This window comes from Fischerella sp. PCC 9605, from assembly GCF_000517105.1.
Taxonomy (GTDB): domain Bacteria; phylum Cyanobacteriota; class Cyanobacteriia; order Cyanobacteriales; family Nostocaceae; genus PCC9605.
Genome location: NZ_KI912148.1, coordinates 1,256,906 through 1,281,467, shown reverse-complemented (window position 1 = coordinate 1,281,467; position 24,562 = coordinate 1,256,906). Strand labels below are relative to the sequence as shown.

Genomic DNA, 24,562 nt, shown 5'->3' with positions numbered 1-24,562 from the left:
GACTATTGACCATTGACTAATGACTAAGACTTATGACACAAGCACAAGTACAAGAAACAGCAAATATCCCTGCTCAGGCTGAAGAACCAGGGATAAGAAAATGGTGGGAATACTTTACCTTTAACACTGACCACAAAGTTATTGGCATTCAATACTTAGTCAGCACCTTCATCTTTTACTGTATTGGTGGGGCGATGGCTGACTTGGTGCGTACGGAACTGCGAACACCAGAAGTAGATTTTGTTACCCCAGAAGTCTACAACAGCTTGTTTACACTGCACGCCACAATCATGATTTTCTTGTGGATCGTGCCAGCGGGTGCGGGTTTTACTAACTATGTCCTTCCCCTGATGATTGGGGCAAAGGATATGGCATTTCCCCGCCTGAATGCTCTTGCTTTTTGGATTGTTCCCCCAGCAGGTTTGATGCTGATTGCTAGTTTAGCTGTGGGTGATGCACCAGACGCAGGTTGGACTTCTTACCCTCCCCTCAGCTTGGTGACAGGTCAGGTGGGTGAGGGAATTTGGATTATGAGTGTCCTGTTGTTGGGCACATCATCCATCCTTGGGGCAATCAATTTTTTGGTAACACTCCTTAAAATGCGTACCCCAGGCCTGGGGTTCAATCAATTGCCCTTGTTCTGCTGGGCAGCTTTTGCTACTTCCGCACTGGTGCTGGTATCTACGCCAGTACTCGCCGCAGGGCTAATTCTGCTTGCCTTTGATTTGTTCGCGGGTACAACGTTTTTTAACCCCACTGGTGGTGGCGATCCCGTAGTTTACCAGCATATGTTCTGGTTCTACTCCCACCCAGCGGTTTACATCATGATTTTGCCCTTCTTTGGGGTAATTTCTGAAGTGATCCCCGTTCACTCCCGCAAACCGATTTTTGGCTATAAAGCGATCGCCTACTCTAGTCTTGCCATCAGCTTTTTAGGCTTAATTGTCTGGGCGCACCACATGTTCACCAGTGGTATCCCCGGTTGGCTGCGGATGTTCTTCATGATCACGACGATGATCATCGCCGTACCCACGGGTATTAAAATTTTCAGTTGGATGGGAACCCTCTGGGGTGGCAAACTTCACCTTGAACGCCCTGCCTTGCTGTTTGCGATCGGCTTTGTTGGCACTTTTGTAATTGGCGGTATCAGTGGCGTCATGTTGGCGGCAGTGCCCTTTGATATCCACGTCCACGACACTTACTTTGTTGTGGCGCACCTGCATTACGTTCTGTTTGGTGGTAGTGTTTTGGGCATTTATGCTGGCTTCTACCACTGGTTCCCGAAAATGACAGGACGGATGCTCAACAATTTTTGGGGGCAAGTTCACTTTGTCTTGACCATCGTCGGTTTAAATATGACCTTCTTACCCATGCATAAGTTGGGAATGCTAGGTATGAACCGTCGTGTCGCTCAGTATGACCCAAAATTTACTTTGCTCAACGAAATATGCACATATGGTGCTTACATACTGGCGGTTTCAACACTGCCCTTCATCGTCAATGTAATTTGGAGTTGGATGTACGGGCCCAAGGCTGGTAACAATCCTTGGAAGGCGCTGACTCTAGAGTGGATGACTACCTCACCACCAGCAATTGAGAATTTTGACAAACCTCCAGTATTAGCCACCGGGCCCTACGATTACGGCTTGGAAAAAGCTAAAGAGGGCGTGCCTTTATCTGACGCCGATCCAGCTGTGTCTGCTGGTCCTAATTCCGTCTTGCGTGCTGAACCTGACGAACCCTATCCATCTATTGCTGCCGAGAAAGGCGAACGCTAAATAAAGGATGAATGATGAATGATGAATTCAGCATTCATCATTCATCATTCATCATTCACAATTCATCATTCAAAAAAGATTCATGAGTCAACAAACAATTGACCCAGCAAAAACAGCCCTAAATTACCACCACACAGCGGAAGCTGCTGCTCACCACGAAGAACATCCAGATTATCGTCTCTTTGGGCTAATTGTGTTCCTAATTGCCGAAGGAATGATTTTTATGGGCCTGTTCGGAGCATATCTAGCTTTCCGTTCTACATTACCTGCTTGGCCCCCAGAAGGCACTCCAGAATTAGAACTGCTGCTTCCTGGAATCAACACTATAAACCTGATTTCTAGCAGTTTTGTCATCCACAATGCTGATACCGCCATCAAAAAGAACAATGTGCGGGGTATGCAAATGTGGTTTGCAATTACTGCCGTGATGGGGATTATTTTCTTGGCGGGGCAGATGTATGAATACTACCACCTAGAATTTGGCCTGACTACCAACTTATTTGCCAGTGCATTTTTCGTTTTGACAGGCTTCCACGGACTGCACGTTACCATTGGTGTGCTAGCTATTCTGGCTGTGTTGTGGCGATCGCTCAAACCCGGCCACTACAGCAAAGAAAAGCACTTTGGTATAGAAGCCGCCGAAATCTATTGGCACTTTGTTGACGTCATTTGGATCATTCTGTTCGGATTGCTGTATATTCTTTGAGTATTACTTTTTACTCTACCCTCTTCTTCAACCCCCTCAGGGGGTTTTTTATTAGAATTACGTAGCTGGTATATGCTAAATTCGCTTGATAAAGTCTCTTTTTGCATAGCCCCAGGTTTCTAGCCTGTGAGAAAAAAGAGGTATTGAATACGGATTTGGTATTAAAAAAAGTAAAAAACCCGTCCAAGCGGGTTTTAGCTTTAGCCCAGGAGAATAACGAGGATAATTCATGCAAGAGGCCTCAGTTGGATTGATTAATTTTTAAAAGCAAAATTATCAAAACCAACACAATTCCTCTAACTGTTAACAACAGTGGTAGCAACTGGTATTTTCCAGCAGCATTTTCTCTTAGTATGCTTGGAAGTCTCTGTAGTGGTCTTGTTTGACTTCCTTTTGGTGATTTATATACGTGTATTGTTTTCCTCCGGGTATATCAGTAACTTTTGTTACTCCTTGCTGCTTTTCATCTGAAGGCTTAGTAGTCCCAAAACTAAGTTTCCAAACATCAAAGTCACCAAAACCAGCAAAAAAATCAGAGGAGAAAGATCCTCCCGAGATTTTCTCGCTCTCATCGTTACTCAGTTCCTCAAAAATCAAACCTGTTGCTTTAATTTCAGCAACCTCTAAGTGAAATGGATGTCTCATAGTAGACTCCTCAAAATTCAAAATCTTTTCAAGTCTTAGAAATTTTCCTGAGACAGACTAGAGTTTATATTTCTAACCTAATAAAACTTTAATCGCAGCAAATAAATATTTCCAGAAAAATTGAGTAATTTTAGGTACATAAAAATGAATGTTATATTTCATTTTTCAGAAAAGTCTATTTCACGTAATAGTAAATAATCAAATAGTTAGAAAGCAGGAGACAGAAGAGAAAAGCTGCTTCCTGAAAAGGTTTCACTGATTGGCATTTGACGTTTAATTATGTCCGCCTACTTAGCTTTATAAATAGTTTTTTAATTACATGTATTTAAAAAATACAGAGATATTTATCAATCAAATTTTTAATTATTTTTATATTTTAGATAACCTTTTCTTAACCATAGAGGATATATGAGAAGTATCAAATATTTTGCTTGATACCCCCTAGAATGTCGATTTAGTATTCAGAAATTGTCTCTATGGGGAGACGAAAGGGGGATGAGGAGGACACGGGGACGCGGGAACACGGTGACAGGTCGAGAGTTTCCGATCATTTCTCCGCGTCTCCCAACGCCAGTCCGCCCAAGTCGGGGAACCCGCCCACGCGGCTTGATCTCCAACCAGTTGGTAGTCAACAGAATAATGATTTACTTGGTTTGACCAATCATTCCGAGCAGGGTACAAGCCCCCAGATTTATCTGTGGAGCCAATCCACCCATCCAAAATCCAAAATCGGATGACTGCGCCAAATCATAATTTTTTTGTCGTATCCGCCACTGGCAAGCATTTGTCCATCAGGGCTAAAAGCGATCGCACTTACCCAATCAGTATGTCCGTCAAGTGTATTGAGTAATTTTCCTGTAGTCAAATCCCATAATTTTACTATGCCTTGTTTGCCACCACTAGCTAAAATACGACCATTTGGATTGATAGCGATCGCATTGATCCAATCTCTGTGACTCATCCAGTTTTTGTCTGCTGTGAGAGTACTAACTAAATCTCCAGTTTTGGCATTCCAAAGTTTAATTGTGCCATCATGACTAGCAGTAACTAGAGTTTGATCATCTGGTGTGAAAGCTATACCGCTAATTACTTTAGTATGGGCTGTAAACTCACGGATAAGTTGACCAGAATTCAAATTCCACAGTTTCACCATACCTTTAGTGTCACCACTGGCGAGGATTTGACCACCAGGACTAATCGCTATTTTAGAGATGTTGTTGTAGTGTACTAAAGTAGCCAACGGCCGCTGTTGAATCAAATCCCATAGGCGAATGCCATCTAAACCACCACTGGCGAGGATTTTTCCATCAGGAGTTACAGCTAGAGATAGCACGTTACTGCTATGCCCGATAAAGGAACGGCTAAATTTATTGGTTTTTAGGTTCCAAAGATTAATGGTGTAATCATTACTACAGCTAGCTAGAGTTAGACCATTTGGGGAAATCAGCACTGATTCAACGGTTGTTTTTTGGGCTTTGCGAATGATTCCAATTCGTTTGCCTGTTTTTGCACTCCACAAACGGATGACACCATCGTTTTCTGAACCGCCGCTAACAAGAGTTTGGTTATCAGGAGCGAATGCTAGAGATTTAACGCTTCCCGAATGTTCTTTGAGTATATAAACTAACTGGGGATGAACAAGAGTACTAGTAGCTTGGGAGTTAGGTTTAACATCAACTTTAGCAGTAGCAGGAGTTACAGATGGTATTTGAGATAGCACGGCTATACTCACAGCACCTGCTATTAAGTATTTATTGTAACTAATATTCATGGGCGATCGCTTAATACTTACTTTCAGTTGTAGGGCAAGAAAACATCGCCCCACAAGCGTAAAAATAGGAATTTAGCGATGCTCCGCAAATTCCCTAGTCTCAAATCTAAAACGCAAAGCGTCCTGAGCAAAAAGAAGGATCTAAATCCAAAATCTACTGAGGTGGCTTTTTCTTGGAAATGCTCAACATTGGTAAAGTTGGGCTGGAAGAGTGGGAAGGTAAGTAATGTTGTACCACAGGCTCATCAGGTATGGGGCGACGCTGTTGACTGCGCCAAAATTTAAATAAAAGCGTCATCCCTGCTGTTCCCAAGCCAAAAGCAAACAAAGACCATTTGTCGTCAAATCCACCGATCAGCGCATCTACCACTCCTATCGTAATTAATACACTGATTAAGGGTTCTTTTCGGTAGGCAGACTTTAAAAATCGAGGCAATACAGCATTTACAGCATTCATCACAGCTTGGTTTATTTTAGTTCACCTTTGTGTAAAATTACTGAGAATCCCTCACCCGCAACTGCTGCCCTGAATCAGGGCATATAAACATTATAATTTTATTTAGTTAGGTAAGAACACTACTGTAAAGTACTTCTAAGTGGCTTCCGGAGAGTGAGTAAAAAAGTAAACATCAGCAAGGTTAGCCATCGGATCGCAGTAAGTCATTTTAGGAATTAATCATGAAAACAAATTAGCAAAGTTGTAATACCCGAAACCAGCTGGAATATCCAGCTGGCTAGAATTTCTTTCATCGCTAACTTGCAATAAGCACAGCAGTGCTTTTTGAGAAGCTTACTTCAGACCGAGCCATGATAACACACCTTTGTCGGTGACATACTCTATCACCACCATCAGGATAAAGCCAATCATTGCAGCTCTACCATTCAAGCGCTCGGCATATTCGTTAAATCCAAATTTTGGCTCTTCTAGCTTGGGTGTAACGCTCGGCTGTGGTTGTGTAATCATTTGGGAAAACCTCTTGTTGAGAAATGAAAATTAGTAGATGCTTTGATAGCCATGCAAATTGAGCTATATAGCTCAATTACAGTTTTACGTTTTTTTACTATTCTTAATATATTTTAGAAAGACTCTGGAAATCGTCAAGAATAAAAGTTTGAAGTACAGTAGATGGTGTCAAAACAAGAAAATACCATCTTTTTGGAAGAATGCAACATAATATTTGTACCAAAAGGCATACATAATTCTGCTGTCGCTTCTGCCAATCGGAAGTTGGATGAGGCAAAAGACAGAAGGCAGCTAGGCAGCAAGGAAGTTATGCTGTGATTATTAGTTGCAACTATCTCAAAACTGATATCAGGTAAATTTCGTAGTCTCTGATTCAACAGATCGGGGATAAGACTGACAAACTAAAGCTAAACAAAAATTAATTAGGGGCAGTAAATGGATATAGGTGTTCCCAAAGAAACTAAGGATCAAGAGTTTCGAGTTGGGTTGAGTCCTTCTAGTGTTAGGGTACTAAAAGAAAGCGGTCATGCTATCTTTGTGGAAACTCAAGCAGGCGCTGCTGCTGGATTTACGGATGATGATTACAAAATGGCAGGTGCGGAAATCGTCCCATCTCCAGAAGCTGCCTGGAATCGAGAGTTAGTGATCAAAGTCAAGGAGCCGCAAATTTGGGAGTATAAATTTTTGCAAAAAGGACAAATATTATTTACATATTTACACTTAGCGGCTGACCGGAAGTTGACCGAAAATTTAATTGATTGTGGCGTATGTGCGATCGCCTACGAAACAGTCGAACAACCTGGTGCGAACAGATTACCCTTGCTAACACCGATGAGCATTGTTGCTGGTCGGTTGGCAGTGCAGTTCGGAGCAAGATTCTTAGAACGCCAGCAAGGTGGTAGAGGAGTGCTCTTAAGCGGGGTTCCTGGAGTTAGACCCGGCAGAGTAGTGGTTTTAGGTGGCGGCGTAGTTGGTACAGAAGCCGCTAAAATTGCTGTCGGTATGGGAGCTAGCGTTCAGATTTTGGATGTGAACGTAGAACGCTTGGGCTACTTAGAAACCTTATTTGGTTCAAGAGTGGAACTGCTTTACAGTAACTCTGCTCATATTGAAGCAACCGTCCGCGAAGCAGATCTACTGATTGGTGCGGTTTTGGTGACGGGGCGGAGAGCACCTGTTCTTGTATCTCGGGAGTTTGTTAAACAGATGCGACCTGGTTCGGTAATAGTTGATGTAGCTGTTGACCAAGGTGGTTGTGTGGAAACCATGCACGCTACAACTCATACCAACCCAGTTTATCTAGAAGAAGGTGTATTACATTACGGCGTTCCTAATATGCCAGGGGCAGTTCCTTGGACGGCAACTCAGGCACTCAACAACAGTACTCTACCATATGTAGTGCAATTAGCAAATCAGGGAATAGGGGCACTCAAAACTAACCCTGCATTAGCTAAGGGTGTGAATGTGCAAAATCATCGCTTGGTACATCCCGCCGTACAAGAGATGTTTCCTGATTTGGTTTAGGAATTGTTGGTAGTTGGTGAGCCAGCGCGCAGAAAGGGGGTTTCCCCCATGAGCGACTGGCGAACCCGGAGGGTAGTTGTTTGTTGTTTGGAACAACCAACTACCAACAAACAACCACCAACAAACAACACATTCACACAATACAATTGCGTTGCATCAGTTTTGCCACCGAATTAATCAATTGGGTTGGCTCGACTGGTTTAGAAACATACATCTGGAAGCCTGACTCTAACGCCTGCTGGCAATCTTGGGGTCTAGCATATGCTGTTAATGCAATTGCAGGTAGATGTCCTCCCTTCTCTGCTTCTAAATTTCGCAGTTGACGGATCAGTGTGTAGCCATCTTCTTCTGGCATACTGATATCACTGATCAGGACATCTGGCTGTGATTGTTCTAGGGCTAAAAGTGCTAAGCGCACTGAAGCCACAGCTGTTACTTTTGCTCCGCATTCTTGCAGAACGGTGCAAACATAGTCTCGTGTATCAGCATCGTCATCTACTACTAACACTTGCAGATCGCTCAAGGGTGATTCTGGAAAACAGGAGGGGGGAACAATATTCTTGATCTCTTCCCCTTGTTTTACTCGCCACTTTTCAGGAACAATGGCCACTTTCCTCGAATTTATCTCAACTTGCGGAACAATAGCACATGCCTGATTTGCTAACCCCCGACTGGGGGTGTTCTCAACAAGTTCCTCCCCCATTTCTAAAAGTGGCAGCCTCACAGTAAATGTTGCTCCTTGCCCCACCCCCGGACTATCAGCATGAACGCTACCACCATGCATTTCCACCAAATAATGCACGATCGCCAGTCCCAATCCTAGTCCACCGTAGTTTCTAGTGATGCTGCCATCTGCTTGGCGAAAGCGATCGAAAACATGAGGGAGAAAATCTGGGCTAATGCCAACACCTGTATCACTGATGGTGATTTGGGCATAGGAAATTGGGAATTGGGCATTGGGAATTGGGCATTGGGCATTGGAAATTTCCATGATCCTTTGCCCCATGCCCCTTGCCCCATGCGCTGACAATCGCACCTCTACCTTACCGCCGGCAGATGTGAACTTAATAGCATTGCTAAGCAAATTCCACACAACTTGCTGTAAGCGGTTGGAATCTCCTGAGACGATCAAAGAAGACGCGGGGAGGGGAGGAGACGAGGAGGCTTCTGTTGATGCGGAGAAGGGGGGACGCGGAGACGCGGAGAAATTATCAAAAATATTCCCCGCGTCTCCGTCTCTCCGTGTCTCCGTGTCTTCTGCTTCAGTGGGTTCAATTACATATTCAAGTTGAATTTTTTTTGCTTCTGCTTCCAGACGGGCGCTATTTACAACTGTTGAAATTACGGTTGCCAGATTCACCGGACACATATTGAGATTGAGTTTACCTCGCATAATCCGGGAGACATCTAAAATATCTTCTATTAGTTGCGCCTGCAAAGTTGCATTGCGTTCAATAGTTTCTATGGCACGGGTAATCGCTTCCTCATTTAATTTCCCCTGGCGCAACAGTCTTGCCCAACCGAGTATTGCTGTTAACGGTGTGCGTAGTTCGTGAGAGAGAGTGGCTAAAAATTCATCTTTGAGGCGATTTGCTGTCTCAGCTTCTTTTCGTGCTGTTTGTTCACGGATCAATTTAATATGTTCTTCTTCAGCTTTTTTACGCTCTGTAATGTCTTCTGATGTGCCAGCAAAACCGATGACTTTGCTTTCTTCCGAACGCATCGGAGATGTCGACACGTAAATCCAGCGCTCTATTCCTTCTGGGGTGATGATGCGAAACTCGCCTTTGTATTCCTGGCCTTGAGCTGCTGCGGCATACCAGTTTGCAATTACATGTTGTTGGTCTTCATCATGAATTCTTTGCGTCCAACCTTCGTCTAAACTCTCCTCTGGCGTCAAACCAAAAATAGCCTGGTAACAAGGGTTGGTATAAGTACATCTACCATGCATATCTGTAAGAAATATACCTACTGGCGAACAAGCGCTTAAAGACCGAAACATCTCTTCGCGTTTTTTGAGTTCAGCATTCATTGCTGCTAGTTGTGCGGCTTGTCGCTTCACTTCGGCACTTTTCTGGAACAAATCAATAAAGGCTGCTACCTTAGATTTCAATATTTCTGCTTCTATAGGCTTAAATAGGTAGTCTACTGCGCCGAGAGAATATCCTCTAAACACCATGTTGTCATTGGTGCTGAATGCCGTGATGAAAATTATGGGCGTATGCCGCGATCGCTCTCGTTGTCGAATTAGGGCTGCTGTCTCGAACCCGTCCATATCTGGCATCTGCACATCCAACAAGATTACAGCAAAATCTTGATTAAGTAAGTGTCGCAGGGCTTCTGCTCCTGATGTTGCCCTGACCAAGTTTTGACCGAGGCTACCCAAAATCGCCTCCAGGGCCAGCAAATTTTCTGGATGGTCATCTACCAACAGAACATTAACTTTAGGTTCAAATGACATTGCAAGGATACACTTTTAGGAATAGACCAAGCCGTTTTTACGTCTTGCTATTGACTGTGACGCTTTAGCTAGCTGTATTCCCACTATCTTAAGTTATAAATTTAGGTATTGTTGACAATTCAATATCAAATGATCTATTGCTTCATTAAAATAGAAAAGTATAGCAATCCTACTTGCAAGACACAGATCCCCACAGATCCCGGACTTCTTAGATAAGTCCAGGATATTGTTTCTCTTGTTTCGATTTCAGACCGCAATAGAGACAATAAAGATATTAATAATCAAAAATTGCAAATTTTTACTAAGAAGGCGCTAATATCTGCCAATGGCAGAACTATTTTTGCAACTCCAGCAGCGATCGCCGCTTTCGGCATCACTGGACAAAATGCTGTTGATGGTTCTTCGACTATAGTTACACCGCCGCGTGCTTTGATTTTTGCCAATCCTTGAACACCATCTTGATTTGCTCCTGTTAGCAACACACCAATCAATTTCTCAGCGTATGCATCTGCCGCTGTTTCAAAAAGCACGTCTATTGATGGTCGTGCGTAGGTGACAGGAGCATCAGTAGATAAAGCGAAATAAGGGCAAGAAACAGCTTTATTCATGCTTTCCACTAACAAGTGATAATCTGCTGGAGCTAAATATACACATCCAGGAGAAATTTCTTCTTTGTCTTCTACCTCTTTGACAACTAAATTACTGTAACGCTGCAATAAGACCCCTAATGTATCATCAGAAGCTTTATGACGGTGTTGGACAATAGCCAAAGGAACAGGGAAGTTTTTTGGCAAGTCCCTTAGCATAATTTGCAGAGCATCTAATCCTCCTAAAGATGTACCAATAACAATCAGGTTGAATTTCATAAAAGTTAGTAGATGGTGATTAGTAGTTGGTAGGGGTGGGTTTAGAAACTAGCCCTGTCAAGGTGGGTAAAAAACAAACCCAAATCTTAGTAGAGAAGGCTATTTTCCTCTTTGTGTCTTTGTGTCTTTGTGTTTCAATCATTCTTTTTTCACCACCCTACTCTGCCTTGAGCCGCTGCGCGTCTACGGGTACTCTGCGAGAAGCCGCCCACAAGGGGCGTCTACGCCAGTCCCCCCTAAAGGCACCAAGCCCTTCGGGTTCGCCACTTTCCCCTATAGGCAGAAGCCAAGACGGGAAGTGGTCTCACCAAGACACAAAGACACCAAGAAAAATCCATTTCCAAGACTCACACCTTGACAGGGGTAATTTAGAAACCCGTCTGTATAGTAATTGATAGTTAATATGTTGTTAATATGTTGGTTGTCACATTAATCACTATCAATTAGCTCATTTTCCGATAAATTTTTTCACTACTTATTAACTGTTCATAATCTTTTTCGTGTGGTGTGAATTTGATAGACTCTTGGCGTCCTAATCCTAGAATTCCTAGTCTGATTAAACTTTCATAAAAAAGTTTGTGAACACGATTTTGCAAATCTTTGTTAAAGTATATTAAAACATTGCGACAAAAAATCACATGGAACTCATTGAAAGAATTATCTGTGGCTAAATTATGTAACGAAAAAACTATATTTTCCTTCAGATCTGATGAAAAAATCGCGTTTCCATATGCGGCAGTGTAATATTCAGAAAAAGATTTTTTCCCACCTGCTTGTATATAATTATGAGTATATTCTCGCATCAATTCGATTGGGAAAATACCGGATTTGGCTTTGCGTAACACCATTTCGTTAACATCAGTAGCATATAAGCGCGACCTGTGATACAGCCCTTCTTCTTTAAGTAAAATTGCCATAGAATATACTTCTTCACCGGTAGAACATCCAGCGTGCCAAATGCGAATAAAAGGATAAGTTTTTAATATCGGTATAACTTTATTTCTCAATGCGAGAAAAAAGTTGGGGTCTCGGAACATAGTAGTTACATTCACCGAGAGATTGAATAAAAATTTTTCTAAACATTCTGGGTCATGGAAGACTTTTTCTTGCAATCCAGATATGGTAGTTAAGCCTTCAGCATTAACTGTTTTCCAGATGCGACGTTTGAGTGAGCTTAAGGCATAATTTCTAAAATCAAATCCGTAATAGCGATAAACTCCTTCTAGTAGCAATTGGATTTCGATATCTTCTAGTTCTTCTCTCCCCATGATTAAGTAGGTTGCCACAACTGAAAGTATTTTTAGTTTTGACTGTTAATGGTTAGTAGTTAGTAGATAGTGGTTAGTGGGAAAAAACCAACAACTAACAATCAATTCTACCTACTAACTACTAACTACTACCTACTACCTACTAACTACTAACTACTAACGATATTATTTATAGAGCTGAAGCGTTAAATCCCGCATCCATCTACAAATCAGAAATAGCAACTAACACCTCTACCTGAAGAACGAAAACTATCGATATAACCAAACGCGCTACAGAGAAAGCAGCTATTCAATAAATACGCCTGAGGTGATCGCTCTGTTTTTTCCTTCTTCTCACAAGCGCGATCGCCTCAGCCTCACGTTAGGAAATGTATACTTTCGGGGATCGCTTGTCAGAAAAATATAACAATAGTTCCATAACGACTTTGTTTGCTTGAGTTCTGCACTACGGGAGCAAAAAAGAAATGGAACTCAAACTCCTGAAGGGGTCAAACCCAGTTGATGAAAACCATTGTCGATTCGTGAGGAGAAGTTATGACTAACACTCAACGACGCACACGGGTTGTCATCATGGGTGCGGCGGGTCGGGATTTTCACAATTTTAATATGGTGTATCGGGACAATCCGGCATATGAGGTGATTGCTTTTACAGCAGCGCAAATTTCCGGAATTGCAGGTCGTCGCTATCCGCCGTCCCTCGCAGGTTCTCTTTATCCTGAGGGTATCCCCATTATTGACGAAGCGAAACTGGAATGGCTTTGTCGCCAGGAAGATATCGATCGGGTGATTTTTGCCTATAGTGATGTTACCCACGCAGAGGTAATGCACTTAGCCTCACGGGCGATGGCAGCGGGTGCAGATTTTGTGCTTTTAGGGCCAGATCGCACGATGTTGCAGGCACGTGTGCCAGCGATCGCCATTTCCGCGGTGCGAACTGGCTGCGGTAAGTCCCAGACGGCACGCTGGCTTTCCAAGTTGCTGCGGCAGCAAGGTTTGCGGGTGGCAGTCATCCGCCATCCCATGCCCTACGGCGATCTGGAACGTCAGAGGGTGCAGCGCTTTGCTACCAGAGCCGATTTAGATACAGCCGAATGTACCCTAGAGGAGCGTGAGGAGTATGAGCCGCACCTAGATATTGGTAATGTTGTCTATGCTGGGGTTGACTACGCTCCCATCATCAATTTGGCAGAAGCAGAGTCAGATTTGATACTTTGGGATGGTGGCAATAACGACTTCCCCTTTATTCGCCCGGACTTGCACATCGTATTAGTTGACCCACTGCGCCCCGGACATGAAACCACCCACCATCCAGGCGAAGTGGTGCTGCGAAGGGCGGACATTGTGGTGGTTGCCAAGGTTGATGCCGCTGCTACCGCAGATGTGCAACGGGTAGAGGATGCTGTGCGCCAAGTTAATCCCACTGCTACCGTTGTTCGTGCCGCCTCACCTATTGTTTTAGATCAGCCAGAAGTTGTGCGGGGTCGGCGGGTGTTGGTTGTGGAAGATGGGCCAACAATTACTCATGGCGGTATGCCCTACGGTGCTGGTTATGTTGCCGCCACCCATGCCCATGCAGCAGAAATTGTTGACCCACGAGCCTTTGCCGTGCCGGAAATTGCGGCTGTCTACGCCCAGTATCCCCACATCCGGGCGGTGTTGCCAGCAATGGGTTATTCCCAAGAACAACTAGAGGCGCTGGGACAAACTATTAACAACACTCAGGCTGACGTAGTGGTGGCAGCGACACCCATTGACTTGGCAGCACTCATCAAAGTGAATAAGCCAGTGGTGCGTGCCCGTTACGAATTTGCGGAAACTGGTGAGCCTGGTTTGGGGAGGTTGGTAGAAAAGTTTCTTGTCCGTGCTGGAATTAAGGTTATCCTTATTCCGGCTGAATAAATTCAGCCATCCGCTTATATCCCCCGTTTAAAAAACGGGGGGCTTTACGCATCACACTCGTAACACCCCAACAGCTACGGAGCTATAGCTTTGCACCCGGTTCAATGGCTCCTAAGGTAGAGGCAGCGTGTCGATTTGTTGATGCTACGGGTGGCTATGCAGGCATTGGTCGGCTAGAGGATGCAGCAGCAATTCTAGCAGGTCAGGCAGGTACTGTTGTCAGCAAATGATTGGAATTTATCGATATAACCAAACGCGCAACAGAGAAAGCAACTGTTCAGTATCAACGGGTTTAGTAATGTAATCAGAAGCACCAGCCTCAATACATTTTTCGCGATCGCCCTGCATCGCTTTGGCAGTCAAAGCAATAATCGGCAGAGATTTGAAATCAGGGTTAGCACGGATGCAACGGGTAGTTTCGTAGCCGTCCATTTCTGGCATCATCACATCCATGAGGATGACATTGATATCTGGATTGTTTTGTAAAACCGCAATGCCATCGCGACCATTTTCGGCATATAAAACCTGCATTTGATAACGCTCAAGCATACTAGTCAGGGCAAAGATGTTACGAACATCGTCATCGACAATCAAAACTTTTTTGCCCGCAAGTAAGGGATCGCGATTTTGTAATTGTTCGAGGATTTGACGTTTGGGTGCGGGTAAATTGGCTTGAACGCGATGCAAAAACAAGGCAGTTTCATCCAAAAGACGTTCGGGCGAACTTACATCCTTGACAATAATAGTTTCCGCGATGCGTCGCAGTTGCGTATCTTCTGTCCTGGTTAACTCTCTGGCTGTGTAGACGACGATGGGTAATGCTTCGCCATTGGGAGAGTGTTTAATTTGTTCAATCAACTCAAAGCCATTCATATCTGGTAGTCCCAAATCTAGGACTACGCAATCAAATTGTCCATTTTGTATGGCTTGTAATGCCTCTGCACCTGTACTCACAGCAGTAGTTGCAACATCGCTATTGCCAATCAACTCAACAATACTTCGGCGTTGATTTTCATCATCTTCCACAATCAGGAGATTTTTCACCCGCCTCTCAACAAAGCCTTTAATTTTAGTGAGTGCTTGGTGTAATGTTTCACTGCTGATGGGTTTTTGCAAATAGGCGATCGCCCCTTGTTGCAAACTGCGCTGTCGTCCTTCTTCTACTGTCATCATATGCACGGGAATGTGGCGGGTATTGGCATCATGCTTGAGGCGATCCAGCACCGCCCAACCATCCATCCCTGGCAGGCGAACATCGAGGATGATGGCAGAAGGCTGGTATTCTTGGGCCAGTGCCAAACCCGTACTGCCATTGTGAGCAAAAATGCCCTTGAATTCATATTGCCGTGCTATGTCTAATAGGATACGCGCAAACTTGGTGTCATCTTCCACAATTAAAAGTGTGCGATCGCCTGGTTGGATATTGTCTCTGTCGTCAATAACTGGAGTGGGAATGGGGGGAGTGGGACTTCTGTGATGGGGTGGTGGGGTGGTGGGGTGGTGGGGTGAAGTCTTCTCCCCATCTCCCAATCTCCCCACCTCCCCACCGCGAAGCACCTCCCGATCGGGGGAAAGCGGTTGTGGCAAGTACAACGTAAATGTACTACCTTCATCTGGGTGACTGACTAATTTGATTTCCCCACCCAATAACCGGGCGATTTCGCGGCTGATCGATAAACCCAAACCTGTACCGCCATATTTGCGACTGGTAGTACCGTCCGCCTGTTGAAACGCCTCGAAAATGATTTTCTGTTTTTCGGGGGCAATACCAATACCTGTATCTGTGACTGCAAAAGCTAGCACTGTACTGGCACGATTGAGAGTTTCATTGTCAGGACTCCATCCTTGTTTGGCGGTAAACACCCGTAAGCCAACCTCGCCGCGTTCAGTGAATTTAAATGCGTTTGCCAGCAGGTTTTTCAATATTTGTTGCAGGCGTTTGGCGTCTGTGTAAACTGTACTAGGTAGTTGTGGAGCTATTTCGATGGTGAAATTCAGTCCTTTGTCAGCTGCCACTTGCCCAAAGGTACGTTCAATTTGTTCGCGCAAGTCAGACAACCGCATCTGATCCATATCAATAGACATGGTTCCAGATTCGATTTTTGCCAAGTCCAAAATGTCATTAATTAATGACAACAAATCATTTCCGGCTGAGTAGATTGTGCGGCTATATTCGATTTGTTTGTTGCTGAGATTTCCTTCACTGTTGTCTGCTAAAAGCTTCGCTAATATCAACAAGCTGTTGAGTGGTGTCCGCAATTCATGGGACATATTCGCCAGAAATTCTGATTTGTATTTAGAAGACAATGCCAGTTGTTCGGCTTTTTCTTCTAATGACAATCTTGCTTGTTCTATTTCCTGATTTTTGCGTTCTACTTCTTTGTTTTGCAAAGCTAATAGTTCTGCCTTTTCTTCCAGTTCAGCATTGGTTTTTTGTAATTCTTCTTGCTGTTTTTTCAGTAAATCTTCGGATGCTTTGAGGGTTTGGGCTTGTTGTTCTAGACGCTTGTTGGTTTCTCGCAATTCGTTTTGCTGACTTTGCAGTTCCTCCGCCAAAGATTGCGACTGTTTAAGTAACTCTTCCGTACGCATGCTGGCGGCGATAGTGTTCAACACGATCGCGATACTTTCTGTGAGTTGGTCGAAAAATGTCAGATGAATTTCGCTAAAGCGCCGGAATGAAGCTAACTCAATGACCGCAGTTACCTGTCCCTCAAACAGTACGGGCAGCACCACGTCATTTACTGGAGTAGCTTCGCCCAAGCCAGAACTAATCTTGATATAATCGTGCGGTACTTCTGTCAAGAGAATGCGTTCTTTTTCTAAAGCGCATTGTCCGACTAAGCCTTCACCTAAGTGGAAGCGGTTGGCAAGATGTTTGCGTTCGCGGTATGCGTAGCTGCTAAGTAGTTTTAAATACGGTTGACTTTCCGCATTTTCCATGATGTAGAATACGCCATGAGCAGCTCCCACTAACGGTGCTAACTCAGAGAGAATCAGTTTTGATACCGTTTCTAGGTCGCGCTGACCTTGCAGCATCCGGGTAAATTTAGCTAGGTTAGTCTTCAACCAGTCTTGTTCGGTGTTTTTCTGCGTCGTCTCCCGCAGATTGGCGATCATCTGGTTGATGTTGTCCTTGAGGATGGCAACCTCACCTAGTGCCTCAACAGAAATTGACCGTGTTAAATCACCCTTGGTAACAGCAGTTGCTACTTCTGCGATCGCCCGTAGCTGGGTAGTCAGTGTGGCTGCGAGTTCGTTCACGTTGTCGGTCAAATCTTTCCACGTACCAGCCGCCCCCGGCACTTTCGCTTGTCCGCCTAATTTACCTTCAATACCGACTTCCCGCGCTACGGTTGTGACTTGGTTAGCAAAAGTCGCCAGCGTATCAATCATTTCATTAATTGTTTCTGCCAAAGCCTCAATTTCACCCTTGGCATCTAGCATTAGTTTCCGCTTCAAGTCACCGTTGGCAACCGCTGTCACCACTTTGGCAATGCCTCGCACCTGTGCCGTCAAATTACTCGCCATCGAGTTCACATTGTCGGTCAAATCTTTCCAAGTGCCTGCCACACCTTGCACCTGCGCTTGGCCGCCGAGTTTACCTTCGGTTCCCACCTCGCGGGCAACTCGCGTTACTTCCGATGCGAAGGAACTTAGCTGATCCACCATCACGTTCATGGTGTTCTTCAACTCGAAGATTTCACCCCTCACATCAACAGTAATTTTCTTAGAAAGATCGCCATTCGCTACCGCCTTCGTCACTTCGGCAATGTTCCGCACCTGTGCCGTGAGGTTGCCTGCCATCAAGTTAACGTTATCAGTCAAATCTTTCCACGTACCACCCACACCTCTAACATAGGCTTGTACGCCAAGTTTACCTTCGGTTCCCACCTCGCGGGCAACCCGCGTTACTTCCGACGCAAAGGAGTTGAGTTGATCCACCATCGTGTTGATGGTGTTTTTCAACTCTAGAATTTCTCCCTTGACATCGACAGTGATTTTCTTAGAAAGGTCGCCATTTGCTACCGCCGTGGCTACTTCAGCAATATTACGGACTTGTGATGTCAAATTACCAGCCATCATGTTGACGCTATCGGTCAAGTCCTTCCACGTACCAGCCACGCCTCGCACTTCCGCTTGTACGCCCAGCTTGCCTTCAGTTCCCACCTCTCGGGCTACCCGCGTTACTTCCGATGCAAAGGAGTTGAGTTGATCCACCATTGTGTTAATAGTGTCTTTCAACTCCAGAATTTCTCCCTTCACATCTACGGTGATTTTCTTGGAAAGGTCGCCATTTGCCACCGCCGTCGTTACTGCCGCAATGTTCCGCACCTGTGCTGTCAGCGAACCCGCCATGAAATTCACGCTATCAGTCAAATCTTTCCACGTGCCAGCAACACCTTTGACATCCGCTTGTACGCCCAGTTTTCCTTCCGAACCCACTTCACGGGCAACCCGCGTTACTTCCGATGCAAAGGAGTTGAGTTGATCCACCATGATATTAATAGTGTTCTTCAACTCTAGAATTTCGCCTTTCACCTGCACGGTAATTTTCTTGGAGAGGTCGCCGTTGGCGATCGCTGTGGCAACTTCGGCGATACTCCGCACTTGGTCGGTGAGGTTGCCTGCCATCATATTTACTGCCCCGGTCAGGTCTTTCCAAGTGCCAGCCACGCCTTTGACTTCTGCTTGTACGCCCAGCTTTCCTTCGGTTCCCACCTCGCGGGCTACCCGCGTTACTTCTGATGCGAAGGAACTCAGCTGATCAACCATCGTATTAATAGTGTTTTTCAATTCCAGAATTTCGCCTCTGACATCCACGGTGATTTTCTTGGAAAGGTCGCCGTTTGCCACCGCAGTCGTCACTTCCGCAATATTCCGCACCTGTGCCGTCAAGGAACCCGCCATGAAATTGACGCTGTCGGTCAAATCTTTCCAAGTGCCTGCTACGCCTTTGACTTCTGCTTGCACGCCCAGCTTACCTTCTGCACCCACTTCCCTAGCAACCCGCGTTACTTCACCAGCAAAAGAGTTAAGCTGATCCACCATCGTGTTAATGGTGTTTTTCAACTCCCGAATTTCGCCCTTGACATCAACGGTAATTTTCTTGGAAAGATCGCCATTTGCCACCGCCGTCGTTACTTCCGCAATATTTCGCACCTGTGCCGTCAGCGAACCCGCCATGAAATTCACGCTGTCGGTCAAATCTTTCCAAGTGCCAGCAACACCTCTGACATCTGCTTGTACACCCAGCTTTCCTTCCGAACCCACTTCCCTAGCAACCCGCGTTACTTCCGACGCAAAGGAACCGAGTTGATCCACCATGATATTAATAGTGTTCTTTAGTTCCAGAATTTCGCCCTTGACATCGACAGTGATTTTCTTGGAAAGATCGCCGTTGGCGATCGCTGTGGCAACTTCCGCAATATTACGGACTTGCCCGGTTAAATTACCAGCCATCATGTTGACGCTATCGGTCAAGTCCTTCCAAGTACCAGCCACGCCTCGCACTTCTGCTTGCACGCCGAGTTTACCTTCGGTTCCCACCTCACGGGCTACCCGCGTTACTTCCGACGCAAAGGAGTTGAGTTGATCCACCATTGTATTAATGGTATTCTTCAACTCCAAAATTTCGCCCTTGACATCAACAGTAATTTTCTTGGAAAGATCGCCAGTCGCTACCGCCGTGGTGACTTCGGCAATGTTCCGCACCTGTGCCGTTAACGAACCCGCCATGAAATTCACGCTGTCGGTCAAATCTTTCCAAGTACCAGCCACACCTGGAACTTGCGCTTGTCCGCCGAGTTTACCTTCTGCACCTACTTCCCTCGCAACCCGCGTTACTTCCGATGCGAAGGAGTTGAGTTGATCCACCATGATGTTTACGGTGTTCTTCAACTCTAAAATTTCGCCCTTGACATCGACAGTAATTTTCTTGGAGAGGTCGCCGTTTGCTACTGCTGTGGTGACTTCGGCAATGTTGCGGACTTGGGCAGTTAAGTTTCCTGCCATCATATTCACCGACTCGGTTAAATCCCGCCAAGTACCAGCCACACCCGGCACTTGCGCTTGTCCGCCGAGTTTACCTTCTGCACCCACTTCCCTAGCAACCCGCGTTACTTCCGATGCGAAGGAGTTGAGTTGATCCACCATGATGTTTACGGTGTTCTTCAACTCCAAAATTTCGCCCTTGACATCAACAGTAATTTTTTTGGAGAGGTCGCCGTTTGCTACTGCTGTGGTGACTTCAGCGATATTGCGGACTTGGGCAGTTAAGTTGCCTGCCATCAAGTTAACGCTATCAGTTAAATCCTTCCAAGTACCAGCCACACCCGGCACTTGTGCTTGTACGCCCAATTTACCTTCAGTTCCCACCTCACGGGCTACCCGCGTTACTTCACTGGCAAACCCATTCAACTGACCCACCATTGTGTTTACCATTTGGGCAGTTTGGAGAAACTCTCCCTTGAGAGGTCTGCCGTCCATTTCTGGTGCCATAGTTTGCGATAGGTCGCCATTCGCTACAGCCCTGATGACCCGTGCTGTTTCAACTGTTGGCTGAACTAAATCTGTAATTAATGTATTGACAGAATCAACGCAGGCAGACCACCCACCGCGCACATTTCCCAAAGAAGCCCGTTCGGTGATTTTGCCTTCTTTACCAACAACATTACCAATCCTTTGTAGCTCTGCCGCCAGCCGTTCATTTTGCTCAATGATATCGTTGAGTGTATCAGCAATTTTTCCTGCCATACCAGTTTGGTCGATGGGCATGCGTGCAGAAAATTCACCTTTTTTTACAGCTGACAACGTTCTGAGCAGTTGTTTTAAATCTAAATTATCGCTTTCTCTGGTTAACTGTTCGGTAGGCATACGGATGAATTTAGAAAAATTTATACTTTTTTCTTGCTATAGCTTGCTACCAGTTTCAATGGCGTTTTTTCACAAAAGGTATACCAACCAATTAGTCACGCCAGAAGAAACTTTGCTATTCGCCAGCTTGCTATGCAGGATTGATGTATAGACTATAACGAATTTATAAAAATCGCGATCGCGTTATAGAGGGAAATCTATCTAGGGTATGATTAAGATTTATTAAGATGGGCAAACTCAGAATTTGAGAAGGTAATTTTAACTGAGTGATCGCTATTTCCTTCTTAGTGTCTTAGTGTCTTAGTGTTTAAAAAAAGATTTTTTCACCACCAAGACACCAAGACACCAAGAAAAACTCATCTTCAAGACTTACACCTTGACAGGACTATCCCACCTACCGCTACCTTCTTGCCTTCCGTACCAATTCAAAGGCCTTTCCTCTTACACCTGTAGGTAACAAAGACAAACCTAGCCCAGTCCAAGCTGTGGTGTGAGAAAAAGACTTGCCTGCCAAAATTAACTCTCTACCTTTTTGGGTTTCTCCGTTTTCAATCAGCCGCAAACCTAACAATAACTGCGTTTCTGCCAGACGCTGCAACCTGATTTTCTCTAGCTTTTCTGAGTCAAATTTATAACTGTTTAAATACCGCAATTTATCACTTAAGTAAGGAATGGCTCGATTAATTCCTTGTTGTTCCGCGTGCACGCGGTATTCCATCAATAACTCTGATAAATAATAACCCTTTTTACCTGCCAACCCTAGCCGCACAAATAGATCGTTATCTTCACAGTTTTGCCAGTTAGGCTGCATAAACCCTACTTCTTCCAAAGTTCGGCGGCGAAATAAGGTTGCACCAACTTGGAAACTTTGCTGAACAAATACAACTTCCAATAAATTTTCTACAACACCTTCTGGTAAATTATTTCTACCCCAGCGGCGAGAATTTTCTTGAGTTTTAGCTTCATCTCGAACATTGTTGATATCAATTATCCAATGGTTAGTGCCAACAAAATCAATGCTTGAGTCTTTATCTAAAATACCAGCGGTACGTGTTAGGAAATCTGGAGTTAGTCTATCATCATCATCAAATTTAATAAAATATTCACCACTCGCAGCCTCAAAACCAGACCGCATATTATTGCTTTTACCTATATTTTTTGAGTGGCGAATATATCTAATACGACTATCTTGGTATTGTGATATTAGTTTAGGTGTACCATCACGCGATCCATCATCACAAATAATTATTTCAAAGTCTTTATAAGACTGCTGTAGTACACTTTCAATGGCAAATGGTAAGAGTTTGACTCGATTAAAAGTAGGAATACAGATACTGATTTTAGTCATATAAACTTGAAATTTTTAAATAAATTTTAGGAGACATTATTTCATAGCTAAACTGGTTAAGCAATAGTTCTTTTAATTTTCTTTACAGCTTGTTTTATGAATCGATTAGTTTTTGCTGTAATACTTGGCGGTTTTAGTTGTTGTGGTTTTTTCTCTGGTTGATTCAAAAATCGATAATATAAAAATTCATCTCGATAACGAATATCAACGTCTTCACCACGACACAAACGAGCAAAATCACTGCCAGAATAACTCATGTAGTGAATGCGATGAATTGGTTTTAATCCATCTTGGTTGTAAAGAATATTGTCAATATTTACAAAAGAGTCTGCATTGGCGCAGTTTCCTGTTTTGTCTTGACTATTGGGGCTAAGGGTATAGTTAAACATTGAGTGCTTGCTATCTAGCGTCATGTAATTAAATAACGCTGAACTCGACCACCAAAATTTTTTCTGAATCCATTCGATTTCCTTTTTCTCTATGAGGCGAATTGTCAAACTCTTTAAATCATCAACCCCAAAAAAACCTTGATGGGAACCAAAAAAACTATTGCAATGAATTCTGGAACGTAATTGGGGCTCTGTAAAGTTGGTTGCACTTTCTACAATTTCGAGATTAATGTCCGTAGCTGCTTTTGGCTTAGCATGTTCCCAATCATCAAAAACAAAATTATATGTGTCAAGCTTTGCTAACACATCATCAAGCGGCTTCATTGCTAGGCTGTCAGCATCATAAAATACAAATCTTTTAAAATCGCCATCAAAGGCAGCAAATTTTCTATGGACAAAACCTTTATACCATCCAGGACGAGTTAACTGAGATTCTCTAGATCGAGGATGTGCATCCCAAACTTGATTAACAAAATTGTCCCAGCGCCGAATCGACTCCCAATTGTTGAACAAGTTGACGTTCGGTCTAGACTTAATTTCTTCTACAATCAGCTCTACTTGTTCATCATAGGGAATGATACAAACTGGAATATCTGGACTCACATTTCTCTCAATGCTATTTAGTAATGCTACTAGCTCATCGTAAACAGGATCGTTGGCAAGGGTGTAAATACCGAAAGGTTTCATACTTAAAAATGATTTTGCCCTTCAAATGATAAGCAGTTCAAATATATAGATAGCTTGATGATGACATAAACTATACCAACAGGTCACTCTATATATATCACTGCGTCTGTCAGTATTATTCCCAGATCATTTCTTTTATGAACATCTTAATGCTATCTTCCACTTTTCCCTATCCGTCAACCCGGGGGGGAACCCAAGTGCGAACGTTTAATTTACTCAAGTATCTCAATCAACGTCATGCTATTACTCTTGTAACTCAACGGGAAGCGGATGTTACAGATGCAGAAATCGCAGAATTACGGAATTGGGTGGATAGTCTAGTTGTTTTTGATCGTCCTCCAGACTTTGGAACCAGTGGCGGAATGTTAAAAAAAATCCGGCGTTTCCATACATTTTTACAAGATGGAATTCCGCCGAGCGTCTTAAACCGTTATTCTATTGAGATGCAAGAATGGGTAGATAATTTTGTACAGGCTGGAAAATGTGATGTTATTACCTGTGAACATAGTGTCAATGAAATGTATGTGAAACCTCATTTCCAAAAACAGGTAAGGACTTTAGTCAATGTGCATAGTTCTGTCTACGGAACTTGTCGCAACCAGCTACAAACTGGTATTTCTGAAAATCCTTTACGCGAAAAAATTAATTTACCGCTATTGCGACGTTACGAAAAAGGCTATTGTTCAAAATTTTCGGCAATTGTGGTTACTACAGAAGAGGATAAAATTCAACTCCAAGAATTCAATTCTAATAGCGAAATTACAGTCATTCCCAATGGTGTAGATTTAGGTTCATTTCCCTACCGTATCACCGATCCGGGAGGACATCACTTAGTTTTCATTGGTGCTATGGATAATTTGGCAAATATTGATGCTGTCTGTTTTTTCTGCAATGAAGTCTTGCCAAAAGTTCAACAACGTTACCCAGATACAACTTTTGATATTGTTGGTTCTCGTCCTGCGCCAGAGGTTTTAGCACTTCAAGAAAAACCAGGAGTTACTGTGACTGGACGTGTGCCTTCAATGGTTGAGTATTTGCATAAAGCAACTGTTTGTGTTGTACCAATGCGGACAGGATTTGGTATTAAAAATAAAACTTTAGAAGCAATGGCAGCAGGTGTGCCAGTGGTAGCAAGCGATCGCGGTTTAGAAGGACTCGCTGTAGATGGTGCGAATGTACCGCTAACGGCATTTCGAGCAAATCATCCAGCTGAATATATTAGCGCTATTAGCCACTTGTTTAGTAACCCACAACTGCGAGATGAATTATCTTGTAACGGCAGACAATTAGTAGAAACTGAATTCACTTGGGAAAGTGCAGGTAAACGCTATGAACAAGTATGTCTTGCAAAATAGTAGAGACGCTATGTTTGAAGCGTCT

The 24,562-nt window shown here is 44.0% G+C and carries 17 protein-coding genes; 7 read left to right on the top strand and 10 right to left on the bottom strand.

Annotated features, from left to right (window positions below; translation table 11 throughout):
• Positions 1-32: 32 nt before the first annotated feature.
• Positions 33-1,778 carry a cytochrome c oxidase subunit I gene (gene ctaD, locus FIS9605_RS0107925; RefSeq protein WP_026732106.1) on the top strand — a complete coding sequence of 582 codons (1,746 nt, stop codon included), beginning with the start codon at positions 33-35 and terminating at the stop codon, positions 1,776-1,778.
• A gap of 82 nt (positions 1,779-1,860) precedes the next feature.
• Complete coding sequence (locus tag FIS9605_RS0107920) at positions 1,861-2,484, top strand: cytochrome c oxidase subunit 3 (RefSeq protein ID WP_026732105.1); 624 nt, start codon at positions 1,861-1,863, stop codon at positions 2,482-2,484.
• Between the two features lie 348 nt (positions 2,485-2,832).
• Here FIS9605_RS0107920 and FIS9605_RS0107915 read toward each other — a convergent pair whose 3' ends face one another.
• From FIS9605_RS0107915 to FIS9605_RS42490, 4 genes are all read right to left on the bottom strand, one after another.
• Positions 2,833-3,129 carry a hypothetical protein gene (locus FIS9605_RS0107915; RefSeq protein WP_026732104.1) on the bottom strand — a complete coding sequence of 99 codons (297 nt, stop codon included), beginning with the start codon at positions 3,127-3,129 and terminating at the stop codon, positions 2,833-2,835.
• A gap of 691 nt (positions 3,130-3,820) precedes the next feature.
• The gene (locus FIS9605_RS0107910; protein ID WP_082209737.1) at positions 3,821-4,900 is read right to left on the bottom strand and encodes a WD40 repeat domain-containing protein; all 1,080 of its coding nucleotides are present in this window, start codon (positions 4,898-4,900) and stop codon (positions 3,821-3,823) included.
• Positions 4,901-5,054: 154 nt separating this feature from the next.
• Positions 5,055-5,357 (bottom strand): hypothetical protein, encoded by a 303-nt coding sequence (locus tag FIS9605_RS0107905; protein ID WP_026732102.1) that lies wholly within the window; start codon positions 5,355-5,357, stop codon positions 5,055-5,057.
• A 333-nt stretch (positions 5,358-5,690) separates the two neighbouring features.
• Complete coding sequence (locus FIS9605_RS42490; protein ID WP_035139453.1) at positions 5,691-5,864, bottom strand: chlorophyll a/b-binding protein; 174 nt, start codon at positions 5,862-5,864, stop codon at positions 5,691-5,693.
• Between the two features lie 162 nt (positions 5,865-6,026).
• Between FIS9605_RS42490 and FIS9605_RS42485 the strand changes: the two genes are divergently transcribed.
• On the top strand, positions 6,027-6,182 hold the full coding sequence (locus tag FIS9605_RS42485; protein WP_155960378.1) for a hypothetical protein: 156 nt from the start codon (positions 6,027-6,029) through the stop codon (positions 6,180-6,182).
• Positions 6,183-6,299: 117 nt separating this feature from the next.
• Positions 6,300-7,388 (top strand): alanine dehydrogenase, encoded by a 1,089-nt coding sequence (ald, locus tag FIS9605_RS0107890; RefSeq protein ID WP_026732100.1) that lies wholly within the window; start codon positions 6,300-6,302, stop codon positions 7,386-7,388.
• Positions 7,389-7,521: 133 nt separating this feature from the next.
• Here ald and FIS9605_RS0107880 read toward each other — a convergent pair whose 3' ends face one another.
• The 3 genes from FIS9605_RS0107880 to FIS9605_RS0107870 all read right to left on the bottom strand — a co-directional run bounded on the left by FIS9605_RS0107880 (position 7,522) and on the right by FIS9605_RS0107870 (position 11,983).
• Positions 7,522-9,849: a hybrid sensor histidine kinase/response regulator gene (locus FIS9605_RS0107880; RefSeq protein WP_026732099.1), complete on the bottom strand. Its 2,328-nt coding sequence runs from the start codon at positions 9,847-9,849 to the stop codon at positions 7,522-7,524.
• Between the two features lie 281 nt (positions 9,850-10,130).
• A complete protein-coding gene (locus tag FIS9605_RS0107875; protein ID WP_026732098.1) occupies positions 10,131-10,715 on the bottom strand; it encodes a chemotaxis protein CheB in 585 nt (194 codons plus the stop codon).
• Between the two features lie 443 nt (positions 10,716-11,158).
• On the bottom strand, positions 11,159-11,983 hold the full coding sequence (locus FIS9605_RS0107870; RefSeq protein ID WP_026732097.1) for a CheR family methyltransferase: 825 nt from the start codon (positions 11,981-11,983) through the stop codon (positions 11,159-11,161).
• Between the two features lie 534 nt (positions 11,984-12,517).
• Here FIS9605_RS0107870 and FIS9605_RS0107865 point away from each other — a divergent pair.
• The gene (locus tag FIS9605_RS0107865) at positions 12,518-13,882 is read left to right on the top strand and encodes a cyclic 2,3-diphosphoglycerate synthase (protein WP_026732096.1); all 1,365 of its coding nucleotides are present in this window, start codon (positions 12,518-12,520) and stop codon (positions 13,880-13,882) included.
• Between the two features lie 104 nt (positions 13,883-13,986).
• Positions 13,987-14,112 (top strand): hypothetical protein, encoded by a 126-nt coding sequence (locus FIS9605_RS46025; RefSeq protein ID WP_269321017.1) that lies wholly within the window; start codon positions 13,987-13,989, stop codon positions 14,110-14,112.
• Between the two features lie 7 nt (positions 14,113-14,119).
• Here the strand turns inward: FIS9605_RS46025 and FIS9605_RS0107855 are convergent, their stop codons facing one another.
• The 3 genes from FIS9605_RS0107855 to FIS9605_RS0107845 all read right to left on the bottom strand — a co-directional run bounded on the left by FIS9605_RS0107855 (position 14,120) and on the right by FIS9605_RS0107845 (position 23,182).
• The gene (locus tag FIS9605_RS0107855) at positions 14,120-20,758 is read right to left on the bottom strand and encodes a HAMP domain-containing protein (protein WP_026732095.1); all 6,639 of its coding nucleotides are present in this window, start codon (positions 20,756-20,758) and stop codon (positions 14,120-14,122) included.
• Between the two features lie 400 nt (positions 20,759-21,158).
• Entirely contained in the window at positions 21,159-22,106 is a 948-nt protein-coding gene (locus tag FIS9605_RS0107850; protein WP_026732094.1) for a glycosyltransferase family 2 protein, read from the bottom strand.
• Between the two features lie 56 nt (positions 22,107-22,162).
• Positions 22,163-23,182, bottom strand: coding sequence for an Npun_R2821/Npun_R2822 family protein (locus FIS9605_RS0107845; RefSeq protein ID WP_026732093.1), 1,020 nt, complete (start codon positions 23,180-23,182; stop codon positions 22,163-22,165).
• A gap of 137 nt (positions 23,183-23,319) precedes the next feature.
• Between FIS9605_RS0107845 and FIS9605_RS0107840 the strand changes: the two genes are divergently transcribed.
• Positions 23,320-24,537 carry a glycosyltransferase family 4 protein gene (locus tag FIS9605_RS0107840; RefSeq protein ID WP_026732092.1) on the top strand — a complete coding sequence of 406 codons (1,218 nt, stop codon included), beginning with the start codon at positions 23,320-23,322 and terminating at the stop codon, positions 24,535-24,537.
• Positions 24,538-24,562: the final 25 nt, after the last annotated feature.

Bases quoted from the DNA above. Each gene is read 5' to 3' on its own strand.
- ctaD (WP_026732106.1), top strand. From the start codon at position 33: ATGACACAAGCACAAGTACAAGAAACAGCAAATATCCCTGCTCAGGCT.
- FIS9605_RS0107920 (WP_026732105.1), top strand. From the start codon at position 1,861: ATGAGTCAACAAACAATTGACCCAGCAAAAACAGCCCTAAATTACCAC.
- FIS9605_RS0107915 (WP_026732104.1), bottom strand. From the start codon at position 3,129: ATGAGACATCCATTTCACTTAGAGGTTGCTGAAATTAAAGCAACAGGT.
- FIS9605_RS0107910 (WP_082209737.1), bottom strand. From the start codon at position 4,900: ATGAATATTAGTTACAATAAATACTTAATAGCAGGTGCTGTGAGTATA.
- FIS9605_RS0107905 (WP_026732102.1), bottom strand. From the start codon at position 5,357: ATGAATGCTGTAAATGCTGTATTGCCTCGATTTTTAAAGTCTGCCTAC.
- FIS9605_RS42490 (WP_035139453.1), bottom strand. From the start codon at position 5,864: ATGATTACACAACCACAGCCGAGCGTTACACCCAAGCTAGAAGAGCCA.
- FIS9605_RS42485 (WP_155960378.1), top strand. From the start codon at position 6,027: ATGGTGTCAAAACAAGAAAATACCATCTTTTTGGAAGAATGCAACATA.
- ald (WP_026732100.1), top strand. From the start codon at position 6,300: ATGGATATAGGTGTTCCCAAAGAAACTAAGGATCAAGAGTTTCGAGTT.
- FIS9605_RS0107880 (WP_026732099.1), bottom strand. From the start codon at position 9,849: ATGTCATTTGAACCTAAAGTTAATGTTCTGTTGGTAGATGACCATCCA.
- FIS9605_RS0107875 (WP_026732098.1), bottom strand. From the start codon at position 10,715: ATGAAATTCAACCTGATTGTTATTGGTACATCTTTAGGAGGATTAGAT.
- FIS9605_RS0107870 (WP_026732097.1), bottom strand. From the start codon at position 11,983: ATGGGGAGAGAAGAACTAGAAGATATCGAAATCCAATTGCTACTAGAA.
- FIS9605_RS0107865 (WP_026732096.1), top strand. From the start codon at position 12,518: ATGACTAACACTCAACGACGCACACGGGTTGTCATCATGGGTGCGGCG.
- FIS9605_RS46025 (WP_269321017.1), top strand. From the start codon at position 13,987: ATGGCTCCTAAGGTAGAGGCAGCGTGTCGATTTGTTGATGCTACGGGT.
- FIS9605_RS0107855 (WP_026732095.1), bottom strand. From the start codon at position 20,758: ATGCCTACCGAACAGTTAACCAGAGAAAGCGATAATTTAGATTTAAAA.
- FIS9605_RS0107850 (WP_026732094.1), bottom strand. From the start codon at position 22,106: ATGACTAAAATCAGTATCTGTATTCCTACTTTTAATCGAGTCAAACTC.
- FIS9605_RS0107845 (WP_026732093.1), bottom strand. From the start codon at position 23,182: ATGAAACCTTTCGGTATTTACACCCTTGCCAACGATCCTGTTTACGAT.
- FIS9605_RS0107840 (WP_026732092.1), top strand. From the start codon at position 23,320: ATGAACATCTTAATGCTATCTTCCACTTTTCCCTATCCGTCAACCCGG.